The organism is Serratia sp. Tan611, from assembly GCF_905188235.1.
Lineage (GTDB): Bacteria > Pseudomonadota > Gammaproteobacteria > Enterobacterales > Enterobacteriaceae > Serratia_B > Serratia_B rhizosphaerae.
Window position 1 is genome coordinate 4,285,362 of sequence record NZ_LR994655.1, and the last position, 11,645, is coordinate 4,297,006.

Below are 11,645 nucleotides of genomic sequence, written 5' to 3' on the forward strand. Positions count from 1 at the left end.
AGATCACCCCGCCCGCAGCTGGTGTGCGTGCTGTGCGCGTTTGGCTTCCGCCGTCGCCGCCAGATCCAGGTCACGGCTCAGCAGCAGCAGCACCTGCGCCGCCACGTCGCCAACCTGCGCACGGTGGCCGCCGATCACGCGGGCGAAGATGTTGTAAATCACCACCGCCGGGATGGCGGCAACCAGGCCCAGCGCGGTAGCCAGCAGCGCTTCTGCGATGCCCGGCGCGACCACCGCCAGGTTGGTGGTCTGCGAGTGCGCGATGCCGATAAAGCTGTTCATAATGCCCCAAACGGTGCCGAACAGGCCGACAAACGGCGAGATTGCACCGATGGTGGCCAGGAAGCCGTTACCTTTGCCCAGCTGACGCCCGTAGGCCGCCACCCGGCGTTCAAAGCGGAAGCCGGCGCGCTCTTTAATGCCGTTGTTGTCGTTGGATTCCGCCGACAGCTCCAGTTCGTTCTGCGCGTCATTCAGCAGTACGGCGCTGATGCTCTCCGGCTGGAAGCCTTGCGCCATCTGGCTGGCTTCATCCAGCGAGCGGGCCTCGGCCAGCTGCTGATGCTCACGGCGCAGGCGACGCTTGGCGCGCGTCAGTTCGCTGCCTTTGGCAAACAGAATGGTCCAGGTGATGATCGATGCCAGCACCAGGCCAATCATTACGGTTTTCACCACCGCATCGGCGTGCTGATACATGCCCCAGACGGACAAGTCCATACCGCGCGTTTCCGGCGGCTGGACGGTCGGCGCCGGGTTGACCGGCGTCACTGACTGCGGCGCGGCGCTCGCCGGAGCCGGCGTTGCCGGCGCAGAGGCGCTCTCGGTAGCGGCCGGCTGAGTTTCCGGCGCGGCCTGCGCGCTGCCGGCCAGCCCGGCCACCAGCACCATGGACGCGATCAAACCGCGCCCGAATACGGCGCCCCACTGTCCCCGGCCAGCGCCGCGGGCTCTTTGATTCATAGTCTTGCCAGCCGTTTTCACGCTGCGCCTCCAACCATTACCGATCAAAATTAAACGAGAATTCAGCGTGCGATCATATCAAACAAATCACGGATTGATAGTAGTTATCATTATTATTTACTCAATAACGCATCCCTGGTCCAAAAAACCGTTAACCCGCGCCAGCCGCAGCTTTATCAGACGCCGCTGTGTAACATTTACCCAGTCAAACGCCAACAAACCCGTCACCGCTCAGCCGTTTTTTTAACCTCATCACGAAACACGACGGCTTTTACGTCATCACAGTGATGGCGATCAATTATTTTTAAAACAGCTTTTCAATTATGTAGCAAGCAGGTTTCAACTGTGTTTATCTTTTGTACTGACGCAGCGCGAACCCGGCCTGACGCGCCCCTTTCTGTTCACGCTGCGTGCCTGGGATGATGAACAACAATAACCCCGATGCCCGACACTCTGGAGATCCGCGATGAAACTGCCCCACGCCCTATCAGGTTTGTGCCTCTCCCTCTGCACATTGCTGTGCAGCCAGGCCGCACTGGCGCAACAAATCAAAGCCGCCGACGTCCACCCGGAAGGTTACCCCAATGTCGTGGCGGTGCAGCATATGGGAGACAAGCTGAAAACCGCCACGCAGGGCCGCCTGGAGCTGAAAACCTTCCCCGGCGGCATGCTCGGCGACGAAAAGCAGATGATCGAGCAGGCGCAGATCGGCGCCATTGACGTTATCCGCGTATCCATGGCGCCGGTGGCGGCGATTTTACCGGAGATCGATGTGTTCACCCTGCCGTACATCTTCCGCGACGAGTCGCATCTGCATAAGGTTCTGGACGGTGAAATCGGCAAGGAGATCGGCGACAAAATCACCAACGACCCGGCCTCACGGCTGGTGTTTCTCGGCTGGATGGATTCCGGCACCCGCAATCTGATCACCAAAAAACCGGTGGTGAAGCCGCAGGATCTGCAGGGGATGAAAATCCGCGTTCAGGGCAGCCCAATCGCGCTGGCAACGCTGAAAGCCATGGGCGCCAACGCCGTCAGTATGGGCGTCAGCGAAGTGTTCAGCGGCCTGCAGACCGGCGTTATCGACGGCGCGGAAAACAACCCGCCGACCTTTATCGCCCACAACTATCTGCCGGTAACCAAAAACTACACCCTGAGCCGCCACTTTATTATTCCTGAGCTGTTTCTCTATTCCAAAGTCAAATGGGACAAGCTGACCCCGGAAGACCAGCAGCTAATCCTCAAACTGGCGAAAGAGGCGCAGGCCGAGCAGCGCACCCTGTGGGCCGCCTATAACCAGCAGGCGCTGGAAAAAATGAAGGCCGGCGGCGTGCAGTTCCATGAGATCGATCGTGAAGCGTTCTATAAGATGACCCAGCCGGTGCGCGACCAGTACGGCAAGGCGCATCAGGCACTGATCGACCGCATCAACGCGGTGCAGTAACCCGCTCTTTTTCCCGTTTTTCGGAGGTTGGTTATGGCACATGCTTATCATCAGGCAATGGATCTGCTGTACCGTATCGCCATGTGGCTGGCCGGCGCGGCGCTGCTGGTGATGGTCGCCGTCATACCGGTCGGCATCTTCAGCCGCTACGTGCTCAATGAGGGCGCCGCCTGGCCGGAGCCGATCGCCATCTTGTGCATGGTGACCTTTACCTTTATCGGCGCCGCCGTCAGCTACCGCGCCGGCGCGCATATCGCCGTCAATATGCTGACCGACCGTCTGCCGCCGGTCTGGCAGCGTCTGTGTGGCCGGCTGGCGGACCTGCTGATGACGGTGATTAGCCTGTTTATTCTTTATTACGGCTACGGCCTGTGCAGCCAGCTGTGGCAGCAGCCGATGGCGGAATTCCCGCTGCTGAGCGCCGGCCAGGCCTACCTGCCGCTGCCGCTGGGCTCGGCCGTCACCCTGCTGTTCGTGATTGAGCGGCTACTCTTCGGCCCGCAGCACCACCGCCCGGTGGTGATGCTCGGCAATACCTGACGGAGCCCGTGCTATGGACGCCTTTATCCTGCTTGCTTCTCTCGCCCTGCTGCTGGCCATCGGCGTGCCGGTGGCCTACGCCGTGGGGCTGAGCGCCATCGCCGGCGCGCTGTGGATCGACCTGCCGCTGGAAGCGCTGATGATCCAGATGACCAGCGGCGTCAACAAGTTCTCCCTGCTGGCGATCCCGTTCTTTATCCTGGCCGGCGCCATTATGGCGGAAGGCGGCATCGCCCGCCGGCTGGTCAGTTTCGCCTATATCTTCGTCGGCTTTGTGCGCGGCGGCCTGTCGCTGGTCAATATCGTCGCCTCCACCTTCTTCGGCGCGATCTCCGGCTCTTCGGTGGCGGATACCGCGTCGATAGGCTCGGTGATGGTGCCGGAAATGGAGAAAAAGGGTTACCCGCGCGACTACGCCGCCTCGGTCACTGCCAGCGGTTCGGTGCAGGCGATTCTGATCCCGCCAAGCCATAACGCGGTGATCTATTCGCTGGCCGCCGGCGGTACGGTGTCGATCGCCTCACTGTTCGTTGCCGGCATCCTGCCGGGGCTGCTGCTGTGCGTCTCGCTGATGGTGATGTGCGTCGCTTTCGCCCACAAGCGCGGCTACCCGAAAGGGGAAGTCATACCGCTGCGTCAGGCGCTGAAAATCTGCCTCGACACGCTGTGGGGTCTGATGACCGTGGTGATCATCATGGGCGGCATCATGTCCGGCATTTTTACCGCCACCGAGTCTGCGGCGGTGGCCTGCCTGTGGGCGTTCTTCGTCACCATGTTTATTTACCGCGACTATCGCTGGTCCGAACTGCCCAACCTGATGTACCGCACCATCAAGACCGTCACCATCGTGATGATCCTGATCGGCTTCGCCGCCTGCTTCGGCGCGGTGATGACCTATATGCAGCTGCCGCTGCGCATCACCGAGTTCTTCACCGCCATTTCGCAGAACAAATACGTCATTCTGATCTGCATCAACATCATGCTGCTGGCGCTCGGCACGCTGATGGATATGGCGCCGCTGATTCTGATCCTCACGCCGGTACTGCTGCCGGTGACCAACGCGCTGGGCATCGATCCGGTGCATTTCGGCATGATCATGATGGTGAACCTGGGTATCGGCCTGATCACTCCGCCGGTCGGCTCGGTGCTGTTCGTCGCCAGCGCGGTCAGCAAGCAGAAAATTGAGGCGGTGGTCAAAACCATGCTGCCGTTTTACTGCGTGCTGTTTATGGTGCTGCTGCTGATTACCTATATCCCCGCTATTTCGCTGTGGTTGCCGCATCTGTTTGGCGTAATGGGCGGCTGAACTGCGTCTCTGCCGTCTTTTTCACGTTGCCTGTTTGCCCGTTTGCCGATAAACGGGCTTTTTTTCGCCGTTAGCACAGCGTATTCCACCTTGCGGTAGCGCGAAGGCAGTGAATAACCGCCACTTTTAATAACAGAAGTAAAAACGTCTGGATGGCTATTTAGCGACGTGATACCGTAATACGCATCAACTTTTCGCAGTGAACAACCCGCAGGTAAGCCGTATGACGTCCAAAAATCTCGATACCGCGCTGATCGGCGCCGGCCGCAGCAAACGCTACACCCACGGCGCGGTCAACCCGGTGACGCAACGCGCCTCCTCGCTGGTGTTCGACACCGTGGCCGATAAAAAACACGCGACGACACAGCGCGCCCACGGCGAACTGTTTTACGGCCGCCGCGGCACCCTGACCCATTTTTCCTTCCAGGAGGCGATGACCGAGCTGGAGGGCGGCGCCGGCTGCGTTCTTTATCCCTGCGGCGCCGCCGCGGTCTCCAACGCCATCCTGTCGTTCGTCAGCGCTGGCGACCACGTGCTGATGACCGGTTCCGTGTATGAGCCGACGCAGGATTTCTGCACGCATATTCTGGGCCGGATGAATATCGCCACCACCTATTTTGACCCGCTGATTGGCGAGGCCATCGCCGAGCTGATCCAGCCGAACACCCGCGTGGTGTTTCTGGAGTCGCCTGGCTCAATCACGCTGGAAGTGCAGGATATTCCGGCCATCGTGCGCGCCGTGCGTGCGGTAAACCCGGAGATTGTCATTATGATCGACAATACCTGGGCCGCCGGCGTGCTGTTCAAGGCGCTGGAGTTCGACATTGATATTTCCATTCAGGCCGGCACCAAATACATTATCGGCCACTCCGATTACATGCTCGGCACCGCGGTTGCCAACGCCCGTTGCTGGGACCAGCTGCGTGAGTACTCCTACCTGATGGGCCAGATGGTGGATGCCGATACCGCCTATATGGCAGGCCGCGGCCTGCGCACGCTGAACGTACGGCTTAAACAGCATGAACAGAGCAGCATCGCCGTCGCCCGCTGGCTGACCGAGCGGCCGGAAGTCGCCCGCGTCAACCATCCGGCGTTGCCTGAATGTAAAGGGCATGAATTCTATCAGCGCGATTTCAGCGGCTGTAACGGGCTGTTCTCCTTTATCCTGAAACAGCGCCTGAGCGAGGCGCAGCTGGCCGACTATCTCGACCACTTCAGCCATTTCACCATGGCCTACTCCTGGGGCGGCTATGAATCCCTGATCCTGGCGAATCAGCCGGAGGAACTGGAGGCGATCCGTCCGGCCGGCGGCGTCGACTTTTCCGGCACGCTGGTGCGGCTGCATATCGGTCTGGAGAACGTACAGGACCTGATCGACGATCTGGCGGCGGGTTTTGCGCGCCTGCAGGCCGGCTGATTTACCGGCAACCGATAAAAATCGGGCAGACAATGGGGAAAATTCTCCATCGCAAGCATATTTCTATGCGTCATTTAATGTCCGGTTACGCTAATAGAGGTACACTAATCACCATCATATTTGCTTCGTAAGGTGAACCTGGCGCAACGGGACAGAAAATGGATGTATTGAAAGAGATTGTTCACGCGCTTTGGCAACAGGATTTTACGGCTCTGGCCGATCCCAGCGTGATTTGGGTGGTTTATGCGGTGCTTTTTATCACCCTGTTTTTGGAAAACGGACTGCTGCCGGCGTCTTTTCTACCCGGCGACAGCCTGCTGCTGCTGGCGGGCGCCTTAGTCGCCAAAGGCGTGATGTCCTTCGTACCGACCCTGATTATTCTGACGCTGGCCGCCAGCCTCGGCTGCTGGCTCAGCTATCTGCAGGGGCGCTGGCTGGGGCATACCAATCTGGTCAAGGGATGGCTGCTGCAACTGCCCGCGCAGTACCACCAGCGCGCACACGTGCTGTTTCACCGTCACGGTCTGACGGCGCTGCTGGTCGGGCGATTTCTGGCGTTTGTCCGCACGCTGCTGCCCACCATGGCGGGCATCTCCGGCCTGAGCAATATGCGCTTTCAGTTTTTCAACTGGCTGAGCGCCCTGCTGTGGGTGGTGTCGGTGGTCGGCCTAGGTTACGCCTTCAGCCAAATCCCCCTCGTCAAACGCTATGAAGACCAGGTGATGGCCGGCCTGATGATCCTGCCGCTGGCGCTGCTGGTGTTCGGGCTGCTCGGCGCCATGCTGGTGATTTGGCGTAAAAAACGTCAGGCCTCCTGAACCTCGCCTGACGGCCGCGCAGCCGGCCGTCAGGCGGCGTAGTTATCCCGCACCCGTGCCACTTCATCGCTCGGCGTCACGCCGAAGAAACGCTTAAACTCACGGCTGAACTGCGAGGCGCTCTCATAGCCCACCCGCATCGCCGCCGTACTGGCCTTCAGACCGTCGTGCAGCATCAGCAGCCGCGCCTTATGCAGACGGTAGGATTTCACGTACTGCAGCGGCGAGGTGTTGGTCACCGCCTTAAAGTTATGGTGGAACGCCGACACGCTCATATTCACCTCACTGGCCAGCGCCTCGACGCTCAGGCTCTCCGCATACTGCTTTTCAATACGCCGCAGCGCCTTGGCGATCTGGCTGAAGTGCGTATGCCGGCTGACCAGCTCCTGCAGCGAGGCGCCGCTGTGGCCGCACAGCACGTAATAGAGAATTTCACGCACGATCTGCGGCCCCAGCACCCGCGCATCCAGCGGCTTGCTCATCACGTCCAGCAGCCGCTCGGTGGCGCACAGCATCTCGTCATGCAACGATGCGCAGTTGATGCCGCTGCTCTCGCCGTGCGGCGCCGTCAGATAGTCGTCATCGCCGATATCGATCAGCAGATCCTGCAGCATCTGGGTATCAATGCGCACCGAGATCCCCACCAGCGGCTGCTCAGGGTTGGCGAAGGTTTCGCACTCAAACGGCAGCGGCAGCGTCATCAGCAGATAGTTGCGCGGATCGTAACGGAACACCTTGCTGCCGCAGAAGCCGACCTTGTGCCCCTGAAAAATGATGACAATACTGGGGTCATACATCACCGGCTGGCGCGGATAATGCCGGTCAGCGTACAGAATGTTTACCTGCGGCACCGGCGACGGCGTATAGCCGTTACCCACGGCAAAGCGCGCCGCCTGCTGCGCCATCCGGTACCGAAGCTCGTCAATGTCGCTCATCCCGCCTCCGATTTGGTTAAGATTTACGCCTCACAAATAGTAATAAAACAGCGCTTATTTCTACAGAGTTTTGTAGAAATAGGCAAACACCAGGCAGAAATGTGCATTGTTAAGCCGCCGGGCGTCGCTGACAATAGTCCCTACAAATTAGCGGGCGCCATCTTCCCTATAGGTTTAGGCAAGCCGTCGCCTCGTCGTCAATCTGAAACGCACCCTCTTCTTCTCGGCAATCTTCGTTTTCTCCGGCCCGTTAAGGCACGGACGACGGCGCAATGCTGACCAGAAGCAAAACCGGATAAGGCAGCATGACCATGAACCAGACCATTGACCTGCTGACGTCGCATCGCAGCGAGCGCAGCTATCTCGACCAGCCGATCGCCGATGAGGTGCTCGACAGCATTATCGCCGCCGCCCATCTGGCGCCGACGTCGGTCAACTCCCAGCAGGTTTCGCTGGTTGTCACCCGCGACCCTGCCCAGCGTGCGCGCATCGCCGAGATTGCCGGCGGGCAGGCGTGGATCGCCAAAGCGCCGGTGTTTATCACCGTGGTGCTGGATATGCACAAAACCCGGCTGGGCATCGCCATGGGCGGCCAGCAGCAAACCGCGCACCAAAGTATTGAGAGCCTGATCTCCGGCAGCACCGACGTCGGCATCGCGCTGGGCGCGCTGATGACCGCCGCCCGCTCGCACGGGCTGGGCATCGTGCCGATCGGCGGCATCCGCCGCGACCCTCAGGCGCTGATTGAACTGCTGCAGCTGCCGGAGCTGACCTTCCCGGTCGCCGGGCTGGTGATCGGCCATGTCGATCAGGGCGCACAGCAGAAACCGCGCCTGCCGATCGACAGTTTCCGCCATGAAGAACGCTATCAGCGCGAAAATCTACCGGACGCCATCAAGGCCTATAACCAGACGCTGAGCGACTACTGGCAGCAGACCGGTCGCGCGGACGGCGACGACTGGAGCCGCAACACCGCCAGCTATTACCAGCATATCTATTTCCCGAATGTGCTTCCCGCCATTCAGCAACAAGGCTTTAAACTGGACAAATAAACCATGCAAAACTTTATTCTCCACACCCCAACCAAAATTCTGTTCGGTAAAGATCAAATTGCCGAGCTGGGCCAGCAAATCCCGGCCGACGCCCGTATTCTGATTACCTACGGCGGCGGCAGCGTGAAGAAAAACGGCGTCCTGGATCAGGTGCACGCCGCGCTGCAGGGGCGCAGCGTCACCGAGTTCGGCGGTATTGAGCCGAACCCGACCTTTGAAACGCTGATGAAAGCGGTCGAGGTCGTGCGTGCCGAGAAGATTGATTATCTGCTGGCGGTCGGCGGCGGTTCCGTAGTGGACGGCACCAAATTTATCGCCGCTGCGGCGGACTACAGCGCCTCGTCTGACGCCTGGCACATCATGCAGACCGTCGGCAGCGAAATTACCCGCGCGGTGCCGATGGGCTGCGTGCTGACCCTGCCGGCCACCGGTTCGGAATCCAACAGCGGCGCGGTGATTACCCGTAAAAGCAGCGGCGACAAACAGCACTTCTTCTCGCCGCTGGTACAGCCGCAGTTTGCCGTGCTGGACCCGCAGGTCACCTACTCGCTGCCGCCGCGGCAGATCGCCAACGGCGTGGTGGACGCCTTTGTCCACACGCTGGAGCAGTATCTGACCTACCCGGTTGACGGCAAAGTGCAGGACCGCTTCGCCGAAGGCCTGCTGCTGACGCTGCTGGAAGACGGCCCGCGCGCGCTGGCGGAACCGGAAAACTATGCGGTGCGCGCCAACGTGATGTGGAGCGCCACCATGGCGCTGAACGGCCTGATCGGCGCCGGCGTGCCGCAGGACTGGGCGACCCACATGCTCGGCCACGAGCTGACGGCGATGCACGGCCTGGATCACGCACAGACGCTGGCGATCGTCCTGCCGTCGCTGCTGCGGGAGAAAAAGGCGCAAAAACGCGACAAACTGCTGCAGTACGCCGAGCGCGTCTGGGGTCTGCGCGACGGCGATGACGACCAGCGCATCGAAGCCGCCATTGCCGCCACCGCCGAGTTCTTCGAAAAAATGGGCGTGCCGACCCGCATGGCCGACTACCAGCTCGACGGCAGCAGCATTCCCGCGCTGTTGGAAAAGCTGCGCGAACACGGCATGACCGCGCTGGGCGAGCATCAGGACATCACGCTTGACGTCAGCGAACGCATCTATCAGGCAGCGCGTTAATCGCACCCCGTCGATTTCCTGCTAGGCTTATAGGCCGGGCCGATCAATTTGCTGCGCCGTTGTCGTATGCCGTTGGCCGCCCGGTCTCACAATAACGTATTACCTGCGCCCGGACATCCCGGGCGCTTTTCCCCGCGCCGACGGCGCCTCCGTCAGTCCCATTTTCGCCATTTGGCTTATTTACCGGAGGAGACGTATGACAACAGGTTCCGCAGGATCGCCGACGCACCGCTAACCCTCGGCCATTCTGAGAATTGCCAACGACCCCCGACGTATTGCCGTTGCGGTCAGGCCCGCACGCCGTTTACGCGCTGCAACTTCAACCGTGCAGGGTCTAAAATTAAAGCAAGCTTTCCGACGTAATGAACGTCGGCAATCAGGTCAAAAGGAGATACGCATGACAACGCAACCCATCATCAAACTCCACGATGGTAATCTGATGCCGCAGTTGGGTCTCGGCGTTTGGCAGGCGAGCATTGAAGAGACAGCCAACGCCGTGACGAAAGCGCTGGAGGTTGGTTATCGCTCCATTGATACCGCTGCCATTTACAAAAACGAGGAAGGCGTCGGCAGTGCGCTGCAGTCAGCCTCGTTGCCGCGCAGTGAACTGTTTATCACCACCAAACTGTGGAACGACGATCAGGGCGATCCGCAGGCCGCGCTGGAAACCAGCCTGAAGAAGCTGGGGCTGGACTATGTCGACCTGTACCTGATCCACTGGCCGCGGCCGTCGCAGGATCAGTATGTCGACGCCTGGCGCAGCCTCATCAAACTGCGCGAGCAGGGCCTGACGAAAAGTATCGGCGTCTGTAACTTCAATGTGCCGCACCTGCAGCGCCTGCAGGATGAAACCGGCGTCACGCCGGTGATCAACCAGATCGAACTGCATCCGCTGCTGCAACAGCGCCAGCTGCACGCCTGGAACGCCATGCACAACATCGCCACCGAATCCTGGAGCCCGCTGGCGCAAGGCGGCGAAGGCGTGTTCGATCAGACGGTGATCAAACATCTGGCGGAGAAGTATGAAAAAACCCCGGCGCAGATCGTGGTGCGCTGGCACCTGGACAACGGTCTGATCGTCATTCCGAAATCGGTCACGCCGTCGCGCATCCGCGAAAACTTTGCGGTGTTCGACTTTAAGCTGGATAAGGACGAGCTGGGCCAGATTGCCAAACTGGATATCAGCAAACGTCTGGGGCCGGATCCCGCCACTCTGTAAGACGCCCTCCCTCCTCGGCCCGCTGTATGCGGGCCTATTTTCGCCCCCGCGCACGTCATGCGGCTTTTGGTCAAAATCTTTGCCTGCCCGCCGGCGATGATGGCACTATCAATGTCTGACACTTTTCCACCGCACGGAGCACTATGAAATTTTCGATCGCCGCCTGTACGCGTCTGGCCATCCCGCTGGCGCTACTGATCCTCGCCGGCTGTTCCAGCAAGCACAAATCCGTCAGCTACGACCGCCACAGTTTTGATAGCGCCATCGCCGACGCCGCCGACGAGTACGACGTCGACGCCAAACTGATCGCCGCGATGATCCAGGTGGAGTCCGGCTTTAACCCGGAAGCGGTCAGCCGCTCCAATGCCGTCGGCCTGATGCAGCTGAAAGCCTCCACCGCCGGCTGCGACGCCTATCAGTTTAAAGGGAAAAGCGGCTGCCCGGACGATGACGACCTGCTCGACCCGGAGACCAATATCGATCTGGGCGCCGCCTACCTGGCTTCGCTGCAGCGGCAGCTGCGGGGGATTGATAACCCGGTGACGCTGCGCTACGCCACCGAAGTGGCCTACGTCAACGGCGCCGGCGCGCTGCTGCGCACCTTCTCCAGCAACCGCCGTCAGGCGGTCAGCATGATTAACAGCCTGTCTCCCGAGGCGTTCTGGTGGCACGTGCGCCAGCATCATCCGTCGGCGCAGGCGCCGCGCTATCTGGCGAAGGTGGAAGCGGCCTACGCCCGGCTGTAATCCGGCGAAAAAAATGCCGGTCAGCCTGCGCCGACCGGCAT

General features: G+C 60.4%; 11 protein-coding genes. 9 read left to right on the plus strand and 2 right to left on the minus strand.

Features of this window, described 5'->3' with window-relative positions; genetic code table 11:
- Window positions 1–3: 3 nt before the first annotated feature.
- On the minus strand, window positions 4–981 hold the full coding sequence (exbB, locus tag TAN611_RS20180) for a tol-pal system-associated acyl-CoA thioesterase (RefSeq protein WP_105232640.1): 978 nt from the start codon (window positions 979–981) through the stop codon (window positions 4–6).
- A 445-nt stretch (window positions 982–1,426) separates the two neighbouring features.
- Here exbB and TAN611_RS20185 point away from each other — a divergent pair, with 445 nt between their 5' ends.
- The 5 genes from TAN611_RS20185 to TAN611_RS20205 all read left to right on the plus strand — a co-directional run bounded on the left by TAN611_RS20185 (window position 1,427) and on the right by TAN611_RS20205 (window position 6,485).
- Window positions 1,427–2,404 (plus strand): TRAP transporter substrate-binding protein, encoded by a 978-nt coding sequence (locus TAN611_RS20185; RefSeq protein WP_197950651.1) that lies wholly within the window; start codon window positions 1,427–1,429, stop codon window positions 2,402–2,404.
- A gap of 33 nt (window positions 2,405–2,437) precedes the next feature.
- Entirely contained in the window at window positions 2,438–2,944 is a 507-nt protein-coding gene (locus TAN611_RS20190) for a TRAP transporter small permease (RefSeq protein ID WP_105232642.1), read from the plus strand.
- A 13-nt stretch (window positions 2,945–2,957) separates the two neighbouring features.
- The gene (locus TAN611_RS20195; RefSeq protein WP_105232643.1) at window positions 2,958–4,250 is read left to right on the plus strand and encodes a TRAP transporter large permease; all 1,293 of its coding nucleotides are present in this window, start codon (window positions 2,958–2,960) and stop codon (window positions 4,248–4,250) included.
- Window positions 4,251–4,473: 223 nt separating this feature from the next.
- Window positions 4,474–5,667 (plus strand): cystathionine beta-lyase, encoded by a 1,194-nt coding sequence (gene metC / locus TAN611_RS20200; RefSeq protein WP_203066942.1) that lies wholly within the window; start codon window positions 4,474–4,476, stop codon window positions 5,665–5,667.
- Between the two features lie 158 nt (window positions 5,668–5,825).
- Window positions 5,826–6,485 carry a DedA family protein gene (locus tag TAN611_RS20205; protein WP_203066943.1) on the plus strand — a complete coding sequence of 220 codons (660 nt, stop codon included), beginning with the start codon at window positions 5,826–5,828 and terminating at the stop codon, window positions 6,483–6,485.
- A 29-nt stretch (window positions 6,486–6,514) separates the two neighbouring features.
- On the opposite strand, the gene TAN611_RS20210 is transcribed toward TAN611_RS20205, so the two are convergent.
- A complete protein-coding gene (locus tag TAN611_RS20210; RefSeq protein WP_105232646.1) occupies window positions 6,515–7,420 on the minus strand; it encodes an AraC family transcriptional regulator in 906 nt (301 codons plus the stop codon).
- 311 nt (window positions 7,421–7,731) lie between these two features.
- Between TAN611_RS20210 and TAN611_RS20215 the strand changes: the two genes are divergently transcribed.
- The 4 genes from TAN611_RS20215 to TAN611_RS20230 all read left to right on the plus strand — a co-directional run bounded on the left by TAN611_RS20215 (window position 7,732) and on the right by TAN611_RS20230 (window position 11,604).
- Entirely contained in the window at window positions 7,732–8,472 is a 741-nt protein-coding gene (locus TAN611_RS20215) for an NADPH-dependent oxidoreductase (RefSeq protein WP_187044685.1), read from the plus strand.
- 3 nt (window positions 8,473–8,475) lie between these two features.
- Window positions 8,476–9,639 carry an alcohol dehydrogenase gene (gene yqhD / locus TAN611_RS20220; protein WP_105232648.1) on the plus strand — a complete coding sequence of 388 codons (1,164 nt, stop codon included), beginning with the start codon at window positions 8,476–8,478 and terminating at the stop codon, window positions 9,637–9,639.
- 397 nt (window positions 9,640–10,036) lie between these two features.
- A complete protein-coding gene (dkgA, locus tag TAN611_RS20225) occupies window positions 10,037–10,858 on the plus strand; it encodes a 2,5-didehydrogluconate reductase DkgA (protein WP_105232649.1) in 822 nt (273 codons plus the stop codon).
- Between the two features lie 143 nt (window positions 10,859–11,001).
- The gene (locus TAN611_RS20230; protein ID WP_105232650.1) at window positions 11,002–11,604 is read left to right on the plus strand and encodes a transglycosylase SLT domain-containing protein; all 603 of its coding nucleotides are present in this window, start codon (window positions 11,002–11,004) and stop codon (window positions 11,602–11,604) included.
- The last annotated feature ends 41 nt before the right edge of the window (window positions 11,605–11,645 follow it).

What these genes read in the sequence shown, in the direction of transcription:
- TAN611_RS20185 (WP_197950651.1), top strand. Translation starts at nt 1,427, where the DNA reads ATGAAACTGCCCCACGCCCTATCAGGTTTGTGCCTCTCCCTCTGCACA.
- TAN611_RS20215 (WP_187044685.1), top strand. Translation starts at nt 7,732, where the DNA reads ATGAACCAGACCATTGACCTGCTGACGTCGCATCGCAGCGAGCGCAGC.
- TAN611_RS20195 (WP_105232643.1), top strand. Translation starts at nt 2,958, where the DNA reads ATGGACGCCTTTATCCTGCTTGCTTCTCTCGCCCTGCTGCTGGCCATC.
- TAN611_RS20205 (WP_203066943.1), top strand. Translation starts at nt 5,826, where the DNA reads ATGGATGTATTGAAAGAGATTGTTCACGCGCTTTGGCAACAGGATTTT.
- TAN611_RS20190 (WP_105232642.1), top strand. Translation starts at nt 2,438, where the DNA reads ATGGCACATGCTTATCATCAGGCAATGGATCTGCTGTACCGTATCGCC.
- yqhD (WP_105232648.1), top strand. Translation starts at nt 8,476, where the DNA reads ATGCAAAACTTTATTCTCCACACCCCAACCAAAATTCTGTTCGGTAAA.
- metC (WP_203066942.1), top strand. Translation starts at nt 4,474, where the DNA reads ATGACGTCCAAAAATCTCGATACCGCGCTGATCGGCGCCGGCCGCAGC.
- TAN611_RS20230 (WP_105232650.1), top strand. Translation starts at nt 11,002, where the DNA reads ATGAAATTTTCGATCGCCGCCTGTACGCGTCTGGCCATCCCGCTGGCG.
- TAN611_RS20210 (WP_105232646.1), bottom strand. Translation starts at nt 7,420, where the DNA reads ATGAGCGACATTGACGAGCTTCGGTACCGGATGGCGCAGCAGGCGGCG.
- dkgA (WP_105232649.1), top strand. Translation starts at nt 10,037, where the DNA reads ATGACAACGCAACCCATCATCAAACTCCACGATGGTAATCTGATGCCG.